Annotated in this window: 11 protein-coding genes and 2 tRNA genes; 1 reads left to right on the plus strand and 12 read right to left on the minus strand. The window is 59.4% G+C overall.

The genetic code is table 11. The features are described 5' to 3' along the window. Window positions 1–67: 67 nt before the first annotated feature. The 4 genes from BLU78_RS09925 to BLU78_RS09940 all read right to left on the minus strand — a co-directional run bounded on the left by BLU78_RS09925 (window position 68) and on the right by BLU78_RS09940 (window position 3,345). Window positions 68–139: transfer RNA gene (locus tag BLU78_RS09925), tRNA-Arg, on the minus strand. Window positions 140–201: 62 nt separating this feature from the next. Beyond that, on the minus strand, window positions 202–1,650 hold the full coding sequence (locus BLU78_RS09930; RefSeq protein WP_010266525.1) for an OmpP1/FadL family transporter: 1,449 nt from the start codon (window positions 1,648–1,650) through the stop codon (window positions 202–204). 214 nt (window positions 1,651–1,864) lie between these two features. Continuing rightward, window positions 1,865–3,061: a pyridoxal phosphate-dependent aminotransferase gene (locus BLU78_RS09935; protein ID WP_010266521.1), complete on the minus strand. Its 1,197-nt coding sequence runs from the start codon at window positions 3,059–3,061 to the stop codon at window positions 1,865–1,867. A 23-nt stretch (window positions 3,062–3,084) separates the two neighbouring features. Next, window positions 3,085–3,345 carry an HU family DNA-binding protein gene (locus BLU78_RS09940; RefSeq protein ID WP_010266517.1) on the minus strand — a complete coding sequence of 87 codons (261 nt, stop codon included), beginning with the start codon at window positions 3,343–3,345 and terminating at the stop codon, window positions 3,085–3,087. A 172-nt stretch (window positions 3,346–3,517) separates the two neighbouring features. On the opposite strand from BLU78_RS09940, the gene BLU78_RS09945 reads away from it, so the two are divergent. Then, window positions 3,518–3,605: transfer RNA gene (locus tag BLU78_RS09945), tRNA-Ser, on the plus strand. A gap of 308 nt (window positions 3,606–3,913) precedes the next feature. On the opposite strand, the gene BLU78_RS09950 is transcribed toward BLU78_RS09945, so the two are convergent. The 8 genes from BLU78_RS09950 to BLU78_RS09985 form a co-directional block, all read right to left on the minus strand. Beyond that, entirely contained in the window at window positions 3,914–4,450 is a 537-nt protein-coding gene (locus BLU78_RS09950; RefSeq protein ID WP_010266511.1) for an RNA polymerase sigma-70 factor, read from the minus strand. A 14-nt stretch (window positions 4,451–4,464) separates the two neighbouring features. Continuing rightward, window positions 4,465–7,122 (minus strand): glycoside hydrolase family 2 TIM barrel-domain containing protein, encoded by a 2,658-nt coding sequence (locus tag BLU78_RS09955; RefSeq protein ID WP_010266507.1) that lies wholly within the window; start codon window positions 7,120–7,122, stop codon window positions 4,465–4,467. A gap of 38 nt (window positions 7,123–7,160) precedes the next feature. Next, window positions 7,161–8,822: a DNRLRE domain-containing protein gene (locus tag BLU78_RS09960; RefSeq protein ID WP_010266502.1), complete on the minus strand. Its 1,662-nt coding sequence runs from the start codon at window positions 8,820–8,822 to the stop codon at window positions 7,161–7,163. 1 nt (window position 8,823) lies between these two features. After that, window positions 8,824–11,064 (minus strand): glycoside hydrolase family 3 N-terminal domain-containing protein, encoded by a 2,241-nt coding sequence (locus BLU78_RS09965; protein WP_010266498.1) that lies wholly within the window; start codon window positions 11,062–11,064, stop codon window positions 8,824–8,826. Window positions 11,065–11,083: 19 nt separating this feature from the next. Continuing rightward, entirely contained in the window at window positions 11,084–12,478 is a 1,395-nt protein-coding gene (locus BLU78_RS09970; RefSeq protein WP_074712074.1) for a glucoamylase family protein, read from the minus strand. Window positions 12,479–12,482: 4 nt separating this feature from the next. Further along, complete coding sequence (locus BLU78_RS09975; RefSeq protein ID WP_026020871.1) at window positions 12,483–13,832, minus strand: glucoamylase family protein; 1,350 nt, start codon at window positions 13,830–13,832, stop codon at window positions 12,483–12,485. A 62-nt stretch (window positions 13,833–13,894) separates the two neighbouring features. Further along, a complete protein-coding gene (locus tag BLU78_RS09980; RefSeq protein ID WP_020693345.1) occupies window positions 13,895–15,787 on the minus strand; it encodes a RagB/SusD family nutrient uptake outer membrane protein in 1,893 nt (630 codons plus the stop codon). An 11-nt stretch (window positions 15,788–15,798) separates the two neighbouring features. Continuing rightward, window positions 15,799–19,137 (minus strand): SusC/RagA family TonB-linked outer membrane protein, encoded by a 3,339-nt coding sequence (locus tag BLU78_RS09985; protein ID WP_010266488.1) that lies wholly within the window; start codon window positions 19,135–19,137, stop codon window positions 15,799–15,801. Window positions 19,138–19,163 lie beyond the last annotated feature (26 nt).

Raw genomic sequence — 19,163 nt, forward strand, 5'->3', positions numbered from 1 at the left:
TTTTACAGGAGCAAAGATAGGTAAAATTCCACAAGAAAAGGAGGAATATCAATTCCTCCTTTTCTTGTAGCCCCACCGCGACTCGAACGCGAATTTAGGGTTTAGGAAACCCTCGTTCTATCCCTTGAACTATGGAGCCGTTAAACAATGCGGCGCACTTCCCGGAAAGTGCGCCACAAAGGTAGTAAAAATCGGGCACTTTTAAAAACGGAATCGCACGCCGATTGAAAATGTATGTGCATGGAGTGCATAATTGCCCGAGAATGGTTCACTGGCGGCTTTCGTGGCAGTGGCTGCTGCTGCCTCCGGTTTGGCTCCCGCTGCTACGGCCTGTTTATAGGCGATACCGTAGGTCAGTGAGTTGATGTAAGGATAGGAACCCGTACGTTCGGGATCGGCCGATGCGACATAACCGTAGGCCACGTCGATGGACATGAATTTCACCGGATTGATCGTAAGACCTGCCGTATAAGCGAGTTTGGTCATCGACGGAGTTTCGGGATTGAGGTAATCGCTGCGCACCGGACTTTCGTCGACATACATACCCATGCGGGCCTGAATCAGATCACAAGCCCTGTACTCGCCGCCGAAACGGAATGCAAGCGTGTTCTTGTAGTTTTTCACCGAGTTGATATCCTCTATTTTCAACTCCGGTTCGTTGAACGATACATTCAGCTCCTTATAGGCGCTCCAACCTACCCACTGCAGGTCGACAGCAAACTCCCATTTATCTGCAGGACGGAATGCAACGGCCCACGTAAGGTTGGTCGGCAAAGGCAGTTCTGCATTGAAGGTACCTTCGTCCAGACGCGGGATGAGTCCAGTAGCGCTCATTACCTGTTTGATTTCGGGTGAGAGATAGTTCAGTTCCGCCGTGCCTTTTTTGACCTTCATATTGAGGCGCGAGCGATAGTTGAAACCGAATGTCCATTGTTCATGTACGTCCCACATGATGCCGAGGTTGACGCCTACGGCAACCTTGGCGTCCCCGGCCAGTTTGGCCGAAAGGAGCGCTTTGTCACCTGCATTCGTGAACAGCGGAGCGTATTGTCCCATGTTGTTGGCCGTGAGGATTCCGGCAATGGTATTGTTTGTTGCGGCACCTACCGGAAACATGGAGCGTGACAGGTCGAAGTTACCCCAAGCAACAGTCAGGCCTGCGCCGACCGAGAGTTTGTCGCAGATTTTATACGACACGGTAGGTTGAATCTGGAAAGCCGTGAGGTTGATCTCCTGAATGAGATGTGCACCAGCCCAGTTCGACGGCCATTTCATGGCAGACCCGAACGGAGTGGTGAAACTAACGCCAATGCCCAGTCGCTCGCTGGGTTTATAGTTGAAATAGACATACATCGGGGTCGAGATCTTATTGTCGGATTCCGCTTTGATGCGGTTTTCACCCGAATAGTCGATGTTGTTGTACCTTACATACGAAGAAATACCCGTAATACCGGCCGAGATATCGAATTTCGAGGTCTGGAAAGCAGCAGCAGCAGGATTGAAATGTAACGACTCTGAATTGAGCTTGAGAGCGGTACCTACGTGGCCCATACCATTCTGCTTCGAGGAGAGGTTGTTTACCTGATAACCCTCGGCGTATGCGCCGGAGACGATGGCTGCGGCGGCCAGAACGAGGAAAAGTTTTTTCATAACGAATTGGTTTGGTTTATACTCGGCGTGTCCGGAGACACGCAAAATCGGGGCAAAAGTAGGAAAACTATCCCCGAGACCCAAACTTTTTGGCCGAAAATTCCCGAAAACTCTACTAAAAGGTATAAGATTGGATGAATTGGCGGGTCCATATAAACAAAGGTGCAATGCCTTGCGGGGCACTGCACCTTGTTTTCCGGAGTGCCGACGGCTCCTATTTGCGGCTGTTGTAGGCTTCGAGCGCCTTGCCCAGAATGACGAGGGCCCGTTCGAGGTCCTCTTTTTTCAGGACATAGGCGATGCGGACCTCGTTGCGGCCGCATTCCGGGTCGGAGTAGAATCCCGATGCCGGGGCCAGCATGACGGTCTCGCCCTCGTATTCGAACTCCGAGAGGCACCATGCGCAGAATTTGTCGCTGTCGTCGACCGGGAGCCGCGCCACGGTGTAGAACGCCCCCATCGGGATCGGCGAATAGACGCCGGGGATGCGGTTCAGCCCGTCGATCAGGCATTTGCGCCGCTCGATATACTCTTCGTAGACCTCCGTGCTGTACGACCGCGGGGCGTCGATCGAGGCTTCGGCGACGATCTGTCCGAGCAGCGGCGGCGAAAGGCGCGCCTGGCAGAATTTCATCACGGCGTTGCGCAGTTTCTTGTTCTTGGTAATCAGCGCGCCGATGCGGATTCCGCATTCGGAGTAACGCTTCGAAACCGAGTCGATCAGCACGACGTTCTGTTCGATACCTTCGAGGTGGCAGGCCGAGATGTAGGGCGAGCCGGTGTAGATGAACTCGCGGTAAACCTCGTCGGAGAAGAGGAACAGGTCGTATTTCTGGACCATGTCGCGGATGCGGTCCATCTCCCGGCGCGTATAGAGGTAACCCGTGGGGTTATTGGGGTTGCAGATCAGGATGCCGCGCGTGCGCTCGTTGATGAGTTTTTCGAACTCCTCGATGGGCGGCAGGGCGAATCCGTTCTCGATCGACGAAACGACGGGACGGATCACGGCGCCCGCCGAGATGGCGAAGGCCATGTAGTTGGCATAGGCCGGTTCGGGAACGATGATCTCGTCGCCGGGGTTGAGGCACGACATGAAGGCGAACAGCACGGCCTCGGAGCCGCCCGTGGTGACGATGATCTCCTCGGGGGTGAGTTTGATCTGGTACTGTGCGTAGTAGGATACGAGCTTTTCACGCAGCGAACGGTAGCCGTCGCTGGGGCTGTATTCCAGCACCTTGCGGTCGATATGCTTCAGGGCGTCGAGCCCCACCTGCGGCGTGGGCAGGTCGGGCTGTCCGATGTTCAGGTGGTAGATTTTTGTGCCCCGGGCGCGTGCGGCGTCGGCCAGCGGGACGAGTTTGCGTATCGGGGAGGCCGGCATCTGCTCGGCGCGGAGTGAAATTTCGGGCATGCGTGGGGATTTTGCGGGCCGGGTCATTCGACCTCGGCCGTGGGATGGAACTTGATGACCTTGCGGGGCGGAATCTTCACGGCGGCACCCGTACGGGGGTTGCGGCCTACGCGCTCGGAACGCTGCTGTATGCTGAACGTCCCCAGTCCGGTCAGGGTCAGCCGTTCGCCTTCGCGCAGGGCTTGCACCGTTATACGGATCATGGCGTCGACGGCCCTGCGGGCCTCGACCTTCGAGATGTTCGCGTCGAGAGCAATGGCCTCGACAAACTGCGCTTTGTTCATGGCTTCGCTGCGTGAGAAAATAACCTTCGGGGTCCTAACTTACTGACAAAGATATGTAAATTTCGGAAAAGAAGAAAATTATCTCCGGAATTTGCTTTTCGGGGCTGCGGGGTGGGAATAAAAACGCAGCATAGATTTGGCAGAATGGAAAATCGGTACTACTTTTGTCTCCGGAAAGTTGGCGGAGTGGTCGATCGCGGCGGTCTTGAAAACCGTTGAACCGCAAGGTTCCGGGGGTTCGAATCCCTCACTTTCCGCCAGCACGGGAAACGGGTTGCAATTTCAATTTGCAACCCGTTTTGTTTTCCGTGCGGGCTGAATTTATTCGGGCCCGGGCGGAAAATAAAACGAAATGCGGCAAAGCCGCCGTTTTCCGGGCTTGCAGGGATGCCCCCGGCAGGGCAGGGAACGACGAGCGGCACGAAGCGTAAGCGGAGTGGAGCGAAGTCAATCCCTCACTTTCCGCCAGCACGGGAAACGGGTTGCAATTTCAATTTGCAACCCGTCTCGTTTTCCGCGCAGGCTGAATTTATCCGGGGCCGGGCGGTAAATAATGGAGTCAGAGGTTTTAACTCGGAATGGCCTTGCGGATCTCTTTCAGGGTAAGCTCGATGCTTTTCTCTACGGTCCGCACCGAAATGCCCAGCATTTCGGCTATTTCCTTGTTGGTCAGGTTCTCTTCGCGGCTGAGGCGGAAAATCTCCTTGCGGCGTTCGCTCAGGTGGTCGATCGTCCGGACAACCACCTGTTCGATGTATTGCGACTGAATCAGATCGAGGGCGTCGACATCTTTGGTGACGGGTTCGGGATTGTTGTCCAGCGAATCCTTTCGCTGGCGGTAGCCCGATTTGAAGTAATCCCGGATCTCATTGCGCGTGATCGTGTAAAGCAGGTGGTTGATCGATTCGCCTGAAATGTTGGCGCGTGCGATCCACAGCTTCATGAAGACGTTCTGAGCGATGTCCTCGGCCAGGGAGCCGTCCTTCACGAAACCTTTCGCAAAGAGGTAGATGCGCATGTAATACCTCAGAAAGAGAATCCGGTATGCATCCTGATCCCCTGACCTGAGCTTTTCTATCAGTTCCCTTTCCGAGATATAATTCATGGCCGAGATTCTGATTATTTGATACGTTCGATCCGGATACCGCTGAGGGTGGTCTTTCCGATATTCGGAGTAAATGCAACCTCGATGCCGGAATCGTTCCGGGCAGCGACTTCCGTCGAGAAATCGACGGCCCGCAGGTTGCCGTAATCGCGTGCGAGGTTCAGGTTGTCGAGGAGCTGCCGGCCGTTCACCGCCACGGAGAACTGGCGCACTCCCGCCGGAACGGATGCCGTGTCGGAGCCCGAAAGGTTGTAGATCAGGTCCTCCGTGGGGCTTTTGGGGTTGCTCTCCACGAAGCACAGCGTGATCCGGTAGGTGCCGTCGGCCACATCGAAACGGTATCCTTCGATTCCCTCGGCGAATGTCTGGTAGAGCGGGTTGCAGTCGGTTCCGAGAATGTTCTGCGAAATGCCCACTTTGTGCTGGCGGTCGATGCGCTCCCGGATTTTTCCGCCGATGCGTCCCCAGCCGTCCTGCGTGCAGACCTGATCGGGAATCCAGATGACGCCCGTTCCGGGAGCCACGGTTGCCTGATATGAGCCGACATTGACGGCCAGATCGTTGCCTTTCCACGCTTTCAGACTGTGCGGTACGACGGTGAAATCGATGTCGAGACAGTCTTTCATGCCCCGGTCGTCGGTAGCTTCCAGCCGGTTGATCCCGTTGCGGAACGGCACGGAGAAAGTCGCCATATTGCCGTCGAGGGGTTTGCTGCCCAGTGATTTGCCGTTGACCGTCAGTTCGATTTCCCGGCCGTTGCCGAATACGTTGATCGTGTGTGTGGCGATTCCCGGCTGCCGCTCGACATCCGCACGGCGGGTGTAGTTGCGCGAAGCGATGTAGACGAGCGGGGTCTCCAGCAGGTTGGCCCGGTAAAGCGACGTGACATCTTTCTCCTTACGGTCGTAGGTGACGAGCCCTTTCTGATTGATCCAGGGGGTAGCGTCGGCTCGGGCTTCGGCCCCGAAGTCGGCGAAATTCCACAGGGCGTATCCTGCGAGGAACGGCATCCGTGCGAACTGTTTGAGGTAGGAGTGGTGCAGCACCACCTGATATTCCTCGGAGTAGTCCCACGAACGGGGAATCTGGCTGTGGTTCATCAGGTCGGCGTCGGCTCCGCATTCCGATACGATGATCGGCCGGTCGGGATAACGCTTGTGCTCGCTGGTGAGATACCGTGTCAGGTCTTCCAGCTGCTCGTAGTACCAGCCGAAGTAGAGGTTGTAGCCCACTACGTCGGGGATCGTGGAGACCTCGTATTTGTTGTATCCGTCTTCATAGTGGATCGCCATGACCGTGTTGCGGTCGGGAGCCTCCTCTTTGGTCAGCGCTTCGAGTTTCAGGGCCAGCGCGCGGGTGTCGTCGGCGACCTGCTGCCGCTGCTGTTCCGTCAGCCGCTTGTTCGAGAGCATGCGGATAAGGATTTCGTTCATATAGCCGTAGAGGATCACCGAGGGGTGGTTGCAGGTCTGGCGAATCTGTTCGCGCATCATCGAGAGCGAATTCCGGGTGAAGGCTTCGGAGGGGGTCACCTCGTTGACGACCGGGATTTCGGTCCAGACCAGCAGGCCCAGTTCGTCGCACATGCGGTAAATCTCCGGGGCCTGCGGATAGTGGGCCAGCCGGACGAAGTTGAAGCCCAGCGATTTGATCTTCCGGTAATCGTTGCGGTGGTAATCGTCGCCGAGGGCGTTGCCCAGTCCGGCGAAATCCTGATGGCGGTTGGTGCCTTTCAGGGGGTATTTCCGGCCGTTGAGCCGGAAGCCGTCGCCGCTGAAGCTGAACCAGCGGACCCCGAAGGGAATCTCGATGCGGTCGGTTGTGTTTTTGGCGCCCGTCGCCTCTTCGACGGAGAGTTCCGCGGTATAGAGATAGGGCGTCTCGGGGCTCCACAAATGGGGCTGGTGGATCGTGATGCCGTCGAAACGGAACGGGTTTTTCGAACCGCCCCGGAGCGTCATGGCTTTGGCGGCCTCACCCACGACGGCTCCCTGTCTGTCCCTGAGCACGGCTTTGACCCGGACCGCCCGGGTTGCGTCGCCGCTGTTGACCACGTCGCCGCGGAGTACGACCGTCGCACGGGCCGAGTCGACCGAGGGCGTCTCGACGAAGACGCCTTCCGAAGCGCAGTTCTGCAGGTCGAAATGGATGGGATCGACGGCGATCAGCTTCACATTGCGGTAAATGCCTCCGTAGAAGGTGAAATCGGCGTTCAGGGGCGGAATGTCCCGGTCGTGCTTGTTATCCAGCCGGACTTTGATGATGTTCTTCTTCCCGAATTCGAGGTGACGGGTGATGTCGAAGTTGAATGCCGTGTAGCCGCCCGTATGACTGCCGGCCGGGGCGCCGTTGACGAATACCTCGGCGACCTGGTTGGCCCCTTCGAAATGGAGGATGACCCGGCGGTCCTGCCATTGCCCGTTGGGGATGAAGGCATAGGCATACCATCCCACGCCGCGGTAGTAGCCCGGGGTCTCGTCGAATGCGTCGTACCGGTTCCAGGTGTGGGGCAGGTTCACCCGGGTCCATGCGCCGGAGGCGGGGTCGGCCTTCTCCGGGGCGATCTCGCCTTGGTGGAAATACCAGCCGTCGCTGATCGTCAGTTCGGTGCGCTGCGCCCGGAGCGACAGCGTGCACAGCAGGGCGGTAAGGATCAATAGGATCTGTTTCATGGTTTATCGGTGGTTTTTGTTTTCTGTGTCCGGGCCGGTTATTCCGGCCACAGCCTGTTTTTTATTTCGATCGGGAGCGGTCCGCGGTCCCGGGGGTAGAAATCCGCGCACATCCGGTAGCGTCTTTCGATGCGTTCGGGCGAATACTCCCCGAATTTCTGGCGTTTCCAGAATTTGTTGAACGCCACCATGTCGGTATTGTCCATCAGGAACGCCCAGCGTTTCATCTGCCAGTAGGAGTCGTAGAAAAGATAGATGTCGTGGCAGTTCATGAAGGCTCCGAGGGCGTCGATCATCTCGCGGCCGTCGTTCTTTTCGGCCAGCAGCCGGTGAACCTCCTGCGCCGCGTCGTTGCATTTGTTGAAGTAGATGCAGCGCAGCTCTTCCATCCGGCTGATGAAGCGCTCCACCGAGTCGTACTGCACCGGGGTGAGGTCGAGGTTGCGCACGCACTCCTCCACCTCGGCCAGCCGGCGCAGTTGGATCTCCTGCCGGGTGAGGTTCTTCCGGCCTTTGGGATGCACCTTGTTGAGCACGCCGTCGAAGGTCAGGCCGTTGTCCTTTTTCGACCCGAGCCAGATGTAGGCCGCCTGCAAGGGTGAGAAAATCTCGATGATGTCGCCGCAGTCGTACCAGCGCTGTTCGCGGGTGTACTCCCAGATGTGCAGGTAACGCAGCCGGTTGATCTGGAACCGGCGCAGTCCTTCGCGGTCCTGCCGTTCGATCATGCCGTCGAGGCCGAGGATCGACTGCGAGAAGGGGTAGTAGGCGTTCGGCAGGATATATTCGCCGTAGACCACCACGTCCCAGTAGTAGGGATAGATGCGCTGTTCGCCCCGGAGGCCGACCACCGGGTCGGTCGTCCAGTTCACGTAACGGAAATTCCGTTCCCGGAGGTAGCGGCGGAACGTCGAGTCCTGCCGGGGCATCACATAGCGCGGGTTGTAGCGTTTAGCCGGGTCGGCGGCGAATTTCGCCTTGCCGCGTTTGCCTTCGACGACCAGCTGCGGGCCCTTGCCCGAGGCGTGTTCCGACGAGTAAAACAGCACGTGGTCGCCCATGACCTTCTCGGGAGCGTCGGTTTTGATGAGCAGTCCGGCGTTCTTTTCGGGAGCCTCTATCCATTGCCGGACCAGGGCTGCCGGAATCTCGAATTCGAGCCATTCGCCCCGGTATTTGGAGGCCGCCGCCCGGCCGAGGGGCTCGGCGTCGTGATCGACCCCGGCGACCGAACAGCCGTTCGGCCCTCCGGCCCATTCCTCGCCGTCCGAGCGGCAGAGCCAGCTGGCGGCGTCGTGCTGCGGCATCGACTCCATCGAGCCTTCGCGCCATGCGGCGTTGCACTCCTTCACCGCATAGACGGCCACCGGGACCTCGGGAGAGGTCTGAGTGACGTTCCGGGGCTTGTAGATGCGGAAGCGCGCCGCGGAGACCTCCCGGCAGTCGACGCCGCGCAGGTCGAAGCGGACGAGGATGTTGCCCCGCCACATGTTCCACATGGCGATGCCGTAGCCCGTGTCGAGCGTCTGCGATGCTCCGAAATTCCAGCCGGTCCAGTACTGTTCGTCGTGGTAGGTCACCTCGCTGCGGCGCAGGATGCAGTCCTCCACCTGCTGCGGGTGTGCGATGACGAATGTCGCCGCACCGGCCGGTGCGCTGAGCCCGAAAAGGAGGGAAAGGAGTATGGCCGTTCGTTTCATGCTATTTCGTAACGGTGAATGTTCCGGACAGTTCGGCGTCCGAATCGCCGCCCGCCCATACGCGGTAGTCGCCCGCTTCCTGCCCGAAGGTCATGTCGGCGCGCCAGAAGGAGAGTTCCCGCGGGGTGAGGACGAAGGTGAGCCGGCGGCTCTCCCCGGCTTTGAGGAACACTTTCTCGAAGCCTTTCAGTTCGCGGACCGGGCGGGTCACGCTGCCCGCCAGGTCGCGGATGTAGAGCTGCGCCACCTCGCTGCCGTCACGGTCGCCGCTGTTGCGGAGCGTGACGCTGACGGTGACGTTTTCCCCGATCTTTGCCCGGGGATTCTCGACTTTCAGGCCGGAATATTCGAACGTCGTATAGCTCAGGCCGTATCCGAACGGATAGAGCGGTTCGTTGGGCGTGAACAGGTAGCGCGAGGTGTATTTCTCGCTCGACTGCGACGTAAGCGCGCCGACCGGACGCCCCGTGTTTTTCGGGTTGTAGAAGATGGGAATCTGTCCTACATCGCGCGGGAAGGTCATGGTCAGCTTGCCCGAGGGGTTCACGTCGCCCGAGAGCACGTCGGCCAGCGCTTCGCCGGCCATCGTTCCCGGCTGCCAGGCGACGAGGACGGCATCGGCGGCCGCGGACTCCTCGCACAGTTCCAGCGGCCGGGCCGTCACCAGCACCAACACGACGGGGGTGCCGCTCTCCCGGACCCGGCGAAGCAGGAGCTTCTGGGTTTCGGGCAGGGAAATGGAGGTGAGGCTCGCCGCCTCGCCGCTCCATGTCTGCGACAGTCCGAGCGTCAGCACCGCAACGTCGGCTTGTTCGGCAGCCCGGCGTGCGTCCTGAAAATCCGTCATCACGTCGCCGGCCACGACCCGGACGTTCTTGTCGCCGAAACGCTCTTTGAGACCTTTCGAGAAAGTCGTTCCGACCTTGGTGTCGGCCGCTACGACCCACGATCCCAGCATCTCGCGCACGTTGTCGGCGAAGGGGCCGATCAGGGCGATCTTCTGTCCCTCCCGGATGGGCAGCACGCTGTTCCGGTTTTGCAGCAGGACCATCGAATTGGCCGCCAGCGAACGGGATGCCGCGAGCGCTTCGGGGGTGTACCAGGCCGATTCGCTGCGGCCGCAATAGCGGTAGGGATCGTCGAAAAGTCCCAGCCGGAATTTCATGGCGAGCACCTGCGCGCAGAGCTCGTCGATCTCCCGGGCGCTGATCCGGCCCTCTGCGACCAGCTCTTTCATGTATTTGAGATAACCGTTCCCGACCATATCCATGTTGACGCCGGCTTTGACGGCCAGCCGTGCGGCGTCTTTCAGGTCTTCGGCGACGCCGTGGTTGACCATCTCGTTGATGGCGGTGTAGTCGGTGACGACGAATCCGTTGAAGCCCAGTTCCCGGCGCAGCAGGTCGGTCATCAGGTAGCGGCTTCCCGTCGCCGGAACGGCGTCGTAGTCGTTGAACGAGGTCATGACCGTTGCCGCTCCGGCGTCCAGCGCGGCCCGGTAGGGCGGGAGATAGACCTCGCGGAACGTGCGTTCGGACATGTCTACCGTGTGGTAGTCGCGCCCCGCCTGCGGGGCGCCGTAGGCGGCGAAATGTTTTACGCAGGCCATAATGGTCGTCGGGTCTGCGAGGTCGCCACCCTGATAGCCCCGGACCATGGCGGTTGCGATGTGCTCTCCCAGGTAGGGGTCTTCGCCCGAACCCTCCGAAACGCGGCCCCAGCGGGGATCGCGCGAGATGTCGCACATCGGCGAATAGGTCCAGGCGATGCCTGCCGCTGACGCTTCGAGGGCGGATATGCGGGCCATGCGTTCGATGGCGGCCATGTCCCAGCTCGCCGAAACGCCGATGTTCACCGGAAAGATCGTTTTGTAGCCGTGGATGACGTCCATGCCGAAAAGCACGGGGATTTTCAGCCGCGTGTTCTCGACGGCCATTTGCTGAATACGGCGTGTTTCAGCCGCCGTTTTGATGCCGAAGACGTTGCCGCAGGCGCCGCTTTTGATGTAGTCGTCCATCTTTTCCGAACTCCGGGGTCCGGTGACCATGCCGCGCGAAGCGAAGAGGACGCATTGGCCGATCTTCTCTTCGAGGGTCATCCTTTTCATCAGTTCCGATACCTTCCGGGCGGTCTGTTTGTCGCGGTAGAATGTTGCGGCGGCGCCCTGTTCGGGCAGTGCGGGTGTTTGGGCCAGGGCCGAGGCGGTGAACGCCAGGGCAGTCAGGGTCAGCAGGAATTTCATGTTGGCTGCAGTTTGCTAATTAATCGTTGTCGGGGGTAAATCCCAGTGCGGAGAGCGCTTCGGTGATCTCGGGAGCGCTCATGAAGAGTCTCCACAACAGCCCCGTGCGGTAGTTTTCGATCATCGGAGCCACCGGGCACTGGTTGTTGGCCAAATAGCGCCGGACGGTGCCTTCGGTGTCGCTGTAAGCGTCCCAGAACCCCCAGGGACCCATCTGGGTCGGGATGTCCCAGTAATAGTGCGTCGCGGCGGCGATGGATTGTTCGGGGGTGTAGGGCATGGCGATCAGCGCGGCGTTGGCCGTGATGACCCCGACGTCGTTGTTGGTCCGCATGGACTGGTAATCGGTCGTGGCGTTGGAGGTGTAGCCGGCCGAGAAGCCCCAGCAGTCTGCGCCGTAGCACTTCCGGCCCTTGGGGTTTTCGAGGCAGTAGTTGTACTGGATCAGGGCGTGGCTCCGGAGCGCTTTCCAGTAATTGACGCCGCGTTCGTCTTTCAGCCCTTTGGGGCAGAACCCGCCGTAGGAGAAGGCGGTCCAGAACATCGGGCCCACGTCGTTCGCCCCCGAGTTGTGCCTGACGACGAAGGGGATTCCGTAGCGGCTGCCCGGATTGACGATGCCGCCGCTGCGCGACCAGCCGTTCATATAGGCCTTTTTGGGCTCCGGGAGCGGGTGTGTCGGCGATGCCGCTGCGAGGAGGTAGGGCAGCAGGCATTCGTTGTAGCCTTCCAGGTGGAAATTCTTTTTGAAGCCTACCGTCGGGGACCAGTGCCACAGGAGGCAGTCGTCCGTATCCGATGCGAACCAGTCCCATTCCATGCCGCGCCAGAGGGCGTCGATGCGGGCGGCGAGCGCCTGCTCCGCTGCCGAACCGTCTTTCAGGTATTGGCGGGCGCAGAGGAGTCCGGCCGTCAGGAACGAGGTCTCGGCGATATCGGCCCCGTCGTCTTCGCCGTTCGATCCGGCAAAGGCGATGGTTCTGCCCGTGCGGTCGTCGATCCAGTGGGAGTACATGCCGTGCCAGCGCTCGGCGCGTTCCAGAAACGATACGATTTTCTCCAACCGTTCGACGCCCTGTGTGCGGGTGATGAAATTCCGTTCGATGCCGACCAGTATTCCCATGATTCCGAAGCCCCCGGCACCGATCGTCAGCGTATTTTCGTCTTTCGACGGTTCGTTCACGAAGTAGCGGACCCGGGCCAGTCCCGAGTTGGGACGGGCTCCGCTCCACATATATTCGAAATGGGTCTTCTGAATCCAGGTCAGCAGCCCTTCCACATCCTCCCGGTTTTTCGGGGGTGCAATCGCCGGAGTATTGTCACCCCCCCCCGGGCCCTCTTTACCTTCGTCCGATCCGGAGCAGCCGGCAAGGAACGCCGCCGCCGCGAACAGCCATATTGCAAATCGTTTCATGGTCTTAATTGTCGCGTGTGAATCCCAGTTTTTTGAGTCCGGCCTGAATCTCCGGGGCGCTCATGAAGAGTTTCCAGATCAGTCCCGAACGGTAGTTCTCGATCATCGGCAGCGCCGCGCACTGGTTGTTGGCCAGGTAGTTGGGGATGACCCTCTTTTCGGCGACGATATATCCGTCGTAAAATCCGTAGGGGCCCCACAACTCGTCGCCGAGGTCGAAGTAGAAGTGTTTGAGAGCTTTCATGACAGCGTCGGGGGCGAAGGGCATGGCCGCCAGCGTTCCCGACGGGGTGACTACGCCGCGGTCGTTCTTGGTGTTGTGGGCCTTGTAGCCCTTCACCGAATACCCGGCCGAGAATCCCCAGCAGTCGGCGCCGTATCCGTCGAATCCGTTGGGATTGGCGATGCAGTGGGCCTGCTGTATCCTGGCGTGGGCGACGTTCACGTCGAAATAGTTGATGCCCAGCTCGTCCTTCAATCCCCGGGGATCGAATCCCACGTAGGAAAAGGCCGTCCAGAAGATCGGGCCTACATACTCGCGTCCCGTGTTGTGCCGTACCCTGACCGGGATATTGTAGAGGGTCGTGTCGCTGACGATCGCCCCGTCGCGCGCCCAGCCCTTGTAATAGGCCTCTTTGGTGATGGGGTGGGTCGGGGAGCTCGCTCCCAGAATATAGACCGCGAGGCATTCGTTATAGCCCTGCAAGGGGAAATTCTTTTCCCACTGATAGTCGGGCGACCAGTGCCAGTACACCACGTCTTCGCCATCCTTCTGATACCACGACCACTCCATTTCACGCCACAGTTTGTCGAATTTTGCGGCCAGTGCACGCTCTTTCTTCGTTCCGTTCAAAAGGTACTGACGGGCCGTGATGAGTCCCTGGGCCAGAAATGCACTCTCCACGACGTCGCCGCCGTTGTCTTTGCTCGCGGGATTGGCGAACGGCATCGTCCGGGCCGTGCGGTCGTCGATCCAGTGGGACCACATGCCGTGGAAACGGTCGCTGCGGGCCAGGAAATCCGCGATCTTCTCCAGACGCGCCACGCCTTCGCTGCGGGTGATGAAACCCCGCTCGATGCCGACGATGATTCCCGTAATGCCGAATCCCGAACTGCCCACGGTGATCGTATGCAGGTCCCGTTGGGGATCGTCCTGAATCATGCGGACCCGCGAGAGCCCCGAGTTGGGCAGCGCGCCTTCCCAAATGTAGTTAAAATATTGCCTTTGAACGTATGTTAAAAAATCATTGTCGTCATTAAATGACCTTTTTCGTTTATCGCCCGTGTTGTCGGGTGCGGCGGCCGAGAAGGCGGCGGTCAAAAGTGCGATGGCGCAGAATAGTTTTCGGATCATTGTCGGGTTGTGGTTTTGAGGAGGTGCCGGAACTCGCCGGTCCCGGCACCTCCGGGTGATTGTTACTCGGCATCCGCCTCCGGACCGATCGGCTCGATGTTCTTCTCGTAGCCGACGTAGCCGTAGTTCTGGTTGAGCGTGGCCAGCGTGTTGTCGTTGATCGCCGTTTCGGGGATCGGCCAATAGATATGGTAGGGGCTCATGCGGTAAATCTGCACGTTGTTGCCGCCGTCGCCGTAGGCGAAGTTCGACGGGGTGCCGTCTGCCGTATTGAAATAGATGTTGTTCGTGAAACGCATGCGGTCGTAATACCAGTTCTTCGTGCCGATGTTCTCGAGCGAATAGCCGTCTTTGCCGAGTTTTGCCATCGTGAAGGCGATGCGCACCAGTTCGTTGCGGCGGAACTCCTCGAGGAAGAGCTCGCGGGCGCGTTCGTCGAGGACATCCTCGAGGGTGGCCGTTCCCGAGAAGGCCGTGGCCCCGGCGCGGGTGCGGATTTCGGTGAGGTCGGGAGCCGCTTCGCCTCCGCGGCCGAGCCATACGAGGGCTTCGGCACGCATCAGATAGGCTTCGGCAAGGCGGTAGATATACCAGTCATGGAATCCGCCCAGCATGTTGTAGTCGCTCGGAAGCCGTTTTTCGTCGTCCACGACGATCTTGTTGTACTGGATGTCGCCCCAGCAGCGGAGCGTGTCGCTGCAATTCTCGTAAACGAGGGGTTTGCCGTAGAGCTTCGAGGTTTTGACGTTGTAGACCAGCGCCTCCATCGGATACCAGTTGGGGGCGTTGTGGCGCATGTCGTTTTTGAAATCGGCGCTTTCCCAGATCTTGTTCGAGAAATACCAGGTTTTTTTCTGGGCGCCGATGCCGCGTCCGGTCCAGAGTATCTGTAAGTCCTGTCCCGCTTCGGACGAAATGCTGAAGGGACCGGGGCCGCCCGACGCTCCGTCGATCGTGCTGCGGAGTCCCGTGCCGCTCGTGCGGCGCTGCTGCGTGGCCTGCGCTTCGTCGTACTGGCCGTTGTACCACTCGACGAGGTGTTCGCGCATGCGCTCGCCGCCGCCACCGCCGCCGGGTGTCGTCGAACCGCCTTCCATATAAGGGTCGTCCAGCACGACGAGGATCTTTTCCGTATTGGTCGAGAGCGCCGGGTTGTACTTGTAGAAGAGGTCGGTCATGACGTTCGGATTCGGAATCTTGGGATTCGCCGTGCCGACGAGGGCCCCGAAGCGGGATTTCATCAGTTTCAGTCCCGGGGTGTTGATGACGGCCGTCGAGCTCGTCACGGCATCTTCGAAATCACCGTTCATCAGGTAGTATTTCGTCAGGATCATGTAACCTGCCGCCCGGCTCACGCTGCCGGCGGGGGCGGTTTCGGGAAGGTGCTTCACGGCGTCTTCGAGCATCGAGATCATCCGGTTGATGATACGCTGCTGGGTCGAGGTCCGGAAGTCGAGTTTCGGGTAGTCGATCTCTTCGGTGATGAGCGGCACGTCGCCGTAGGTCGTAATCAGGCGGTAGTACCAGTAGCCCAGGAAGAACTCGCCGTAGGCGCGGATCTCGTCCTTCTGTTCCTGCGAACCTTTGAGGCTCTCGGAACGGGTCACGAGCATGGCCGCCCGCGTGATGCTTTTGTAGGTGTTGTCCCACAGGTCCTTGGGTTTGCTGCCGATCGACGGGACCATCATGCCGTCCAGGTCGCGGGGGCTTCCGTTGACCAGCACCGCGAGGTCGGAGTTCTCGTAGGCCCATTTGATATTGGTGTTGCGCCCCATGACTTCGGGCCGGAGGTCCTTGCACAGCTTGGTCACCAGGCCCATGCAGCCGGTGTAGGTGCTGTACGCATTGTTGGGGTCGAGTTTCGACGGCTGTTCGGGCTCCAGCCAATCGCTGGTGCAGGAACCCAGGAGCAGCAGGCTGAACAGACATGCCAGGAATTTATGTTGTGCTTTCATCGTGCGTTGGATTATAAGGTGAAGTTAATGCCGAAGGTGAATGTCATGGGGGTCGGCGCCTTGGTCTCGACATCCCAGTAGAGCCAGTCGTCGAAGCTGTAGGCGTTGTCGAGGTTGAAGAAGACCTTGGCGTTCTGCAGGGCGATCTTGTTGATCCACCGCTTAGGCAGGCTGTAGGCGATCGACACGTTTTCGATGCGCAGGAACGATGCGTTGCGGTAGAGCGTTCCCGTGCGCTTGGCCCCCAGCTTGCCCCAGTAGTTCGACTGGTTCTCCGGCGTCCAGTACGGATATTTCATCTGCGAAACCCGGTCGGCGTAACCGCCTACGCAGATCTCGTTGTTGGCCTTCTTGTGCCCCAGTTCCGAGCGGAGCATGAAGGAGACGGTGAGGTTGTCGAAGAGCGTGAACGAGTTGTTCAGGGCGATGCGGTAGCGGGGTTTGGTGTAACCCTGCCAGAGATAGTCGTCCGTCGAGTAGCTCGTGTTGCCCTCTTTGAGATAGGTCTTGTAATCGCCGGGCGAGAATCCGAGGGCCATGGCTTCGGCGGCTTCGTCGTTCTGCCAGACGCCGGTGATCTTGTAGCCGTAGATCTCGTCGATGGCATGGCCGATATACCAGCCGTTGGTCGGGTCGTCGGACTCCTTCCAGTTGACGATGTTGCCGTCGTTGTCCGTCACGGGAACCAGGTCGCCGTAGAGGTGTTTGATCTCGTTGCGGTTGAGCGAGAAGGTCAGGTCGGAGGTCCAGCGCAGGTTCTTGGTGTTGAGGTTCACCGAGTTGATCGTGATCTCCAGACCTTTGTTGTTGACCTGGCCGAGGTTGGCCTTCACCTTGGAGTAGCCCGTGAGCGTCGGCAGGCCGCGGTCCATCAGCATGTTGGTCGTCTTCATCTTGTACACTTCGGCCGTGACGTTGAGGCGGTTTTTGAAGAGCCCCCAGTCCAGACCGAAGTTCATGGCCAGCGTCTCCTCCCACATCAACTGGCGGTTGCCCATGGAGGTGGGGTAGAGCGTCACGACGTTCTGCTTGTCTTCGGTCAGGTAGAAATCGTTGGCCAGGCCGGCCAGCGCCGTGTAGCGGCCGATGTTGCTGTTGCCGTTCTTACCGTAGGAGAAGCGGAGCTTCAGGTTGCTGATCCAGTTCACCGACTTCATGAAATCCTCCTCCGAGATGCGCCATGCGGCGGCTACGGCCGGGAAATCGGCCCACGGATTCTGCTGTCCGAATGCCGAATAACCGTCGCGGCGGATGGTGAACGAGAGCATGTAGCGGTCCATGAGCGTATAGTTCAGACGGGCCATGTAGGAGGCTTTGGTGTCGACCTGATCCTCGGACGCCGAGGTCTGTATCTCGGCCATGTCCAGGGCGTGCCAGCCCAGCAGTTCCGAGGTGGTGAACTTGCTCGCTCCGGCGGTCGTCTGGTGCTGTTTCCATTTGGCGGCGCTCTGCAGGAGCGTCACGTCGAAACGGTGGATGTCGTTGAAGGTCATGTTCCAGCGGAGGATGTTCTCGATCGACCAGTCGTACTGACGGGTGTTCCGGCGCGAGGCGATGCCTTCGCCCGCCGAGCCGTCGAGCGTCCACGAGGGTTTGTACGAATTGTCGTCCTGGAATTTCCAGCGGTTGTTGAACGAACTCTCGAAGGCGAATCCCCACGGCAGGCTGATCTTGGCATAGACGGTTCCCAGGACGCTGGTCGTGCGCTTGTAGACGTCCCACTGGGTCTTCTCGAACGGGTTTTTGGCCATGTTGTCGCCGTTCGGATACCAGGTGTAGGTGCCGTCCTCGTTGTATTTGTCGCCCAGCGGGCTGTTGTTGTAGGCGACGGCCCAGTCGGCGGGCTGTCCGTCGTTTTTGGCGCTCGACAGGTTGGCCCGGATGCCCACTTCCAGAAAGTCGGTGATCTTGTTGGAGAGGTTCACGCGGGTGCGGACGTTCTGGTAGTCATCGTTCCGGACGACGCCCTTGTTGTCGAGAAATCCGGCCGACCAGTAATAGGTCAGGCTCTTCGACTTGCCCGATACGCTGACGTTGTAGTCCTGAATCACGCCCGTACGGAAAACGTCGTCCACCCAGTCCGTCGACTGGTAGTTGTAATAGTTCGCCTTTTCGTTGGGACGCAGGGCCAGACGGTCCAGCCAGACCTCGGTGGGGTCGGCATAGGTCCCGGCATTGGAGTATCCCATCCAGGTTGCGAGGTCCACGCCCTGAAGTTTGTAAGGGTTGGTGTAATAGCCGGGTTTGGTCTGGTTGATGGCACCCTCGCCGATGAGTTTGTCGGCGCGCACCTGCAGATAACCGTCCACGTCGTAGCTTGCGGGCTTCCGGGTCAGGATCGAAAGGCTGGTCTTGGCGTCGAAACGGATCGTGGGTTTGTCGCCCGTTCCCTCCTTGGTGGTGATGATGATGACGCCGTTGGCGGCATTGGCTCCGTAGACTGCGGCCGACGAAGCGTCCTTCATGACCGACACGGATGCGATGTCATTGGGGTTGATGTCGTTCAGCTCCCCGTTGAAGATCATCCCGTCGACGACCAGCAGCGGCGAGGTCGTGGTTCCGAGCGAAGTCTGGCCGCGGATCTCGAACGAGGTCTGACCGCTGGTGGAGGCGCTTCGCTGGATGTTGAGGCCCGCGACCGAACCGCGCAGGTAATCGGCCAGCGAGATCGACTGCTTGTCGGCCATCTTCTCCATGTTGATCTGCGCCACGGCGCCCGTGACGTCGCTCTTCTTCTGCGTTCCGTAACCGATGACCACGATTTCGTCGATGTCCGACGCCTTTTCGGTCAGCGAAACGTTGACCAGGGTCTTGTTGTTGACCGCGACGCTGAGGTCGTCGTATCCCAGGAACGAGACGGTGAGCTGGCTGTTGGCCGGCACTTGCAGGGTGTATTGTCCCCGGGCGTCGCAGACGGCGCCCCGCTGGGTTTGCCGGTTGTAGACCGTAGCACCGGGAATCGGCATGCCGGAGGCATCCGTAACGGTACCCCGCACGGTGATCAGCCGGACTTTCTGGGCGTCGCCGTCCTTCTCGGCCTCTTTGCTCTTTACGAGGATGTTACGCCCGTCTACGGAACAGGATACGTCCTGTGAGGCGAAGATCTGGTTCACGACCTCGCTGACGCTTTTGTTCGAGGCTTTGATCTCGACCTGTTTCTTCAGGTCGACGCCGTTCGTTTTGATGACGACCGAATAGTTGTAGTTCTTCTGCAACAGTTCGATGGCCTGTTGTACGGTTCCCTTGAAGTTCATGGTGATATTCTGCGCATGGAGTTGCGTCGACAGCAGCAGGCTGCACGCGGCGAGCAGTAACCAGGAACGTAGTTTAGCGATGAATACGCGTTTCATTGGTGGTTTGGGGTTAAATTGCTTGT

The organism is Alistipes timonensis JC136, assembly GCF_900107675.1.
In the GTDB taxonomy this organism is placed as follows: domain Bacteria; phylum Bacteroidota; class Bacteroidia; order Bacteroidales; family Rikenellaceae; genus Alistipes; species Alistipes timonensis.

Excerpts from the sequence above, each read along its gene's own strand:
- BLU78_RS09980 (WP_020693345.1), bottom strand. The coding sequence starts at position 15,787 with ATGAAAGCACAACATAAATTCCTGGCATGTCTGTTCAGCCTGCTGCTC.
- BLU78_RS09935 (WP_010266521.1), bottom strand. The coding sequence starts at position 3,061 with ATGCCCGAAATTTCACTCCGCGCCGAGCAGATGCCGGCCTCCCCGATA.
- BLU78_RS09975 (WP_026020871.1), bottom strand. The coding sequence starts at position 13,832 with ATGATCCGAAAACTATTCTGCGCCATCGCACTTTTGACCGCCGCCTTC.
- BLU78_RS09960 (WP_010266502.1), bottom strand. The coding sequence starts at position 8,822 with ATGAAACGAACGGCCATACTCCTTTCCCTCCTTTTCGGGCTCAGCGCA.
- BLU78_RS09970 (WP_074712074.1), bottom strand. The coding sequence starts at position 12,478 with ATGAAACGATTTGCAATATGGCTGTTCGCGGCGGCGGCGTTCCTTGCC.
- BLU78_RS09950 (WP_010266511.1), bottom strand. The coding sequence starts at position 4,450 with ATGAATTATATCTCGGAAAGGGAACTGATAGAAAAGCTCAGGTCAGGG.
- BLU78_RS09930 (WP_010266525.1), bottom strand. The coding sequence starts at position 1,650 with ATGAAAAAACTTTTCCTCGTTCTGGCCGCCGCAGCCATCGTCTCCGGC.
- BLU78_RS09955 (WP_010266507.1), bottom strand. The coding sequence starts at position 7,122 with ATGAAACAGATCCTATTGATCCTTACCGCCCTGCTGTGCACGCTGTCG.
- BLU78_RS09965 (WP_010266498.1), bottom strand. The coding sequence starts at position 11,064 with ATGAAATTCCTGCTGACCCTGACTGCCCTGGCGTTCACCGCCTCGGCC.
- BLU78_RS09985 (WP_010266488.1), bottom strand. The coding sequence starts at position 19,137 with ATGAAACGCGTATTCATCGCTAAACTACGTTCCTGGTTACTGCTCGCC.
- BLU78_RS09940 (WP_010266517.1), bottom strand. The coding sequence starts at position 3,345 with ATGAACAAAGCGCAGTTTGTCGAGGCCATTGCTCTCGACGCGAACATC.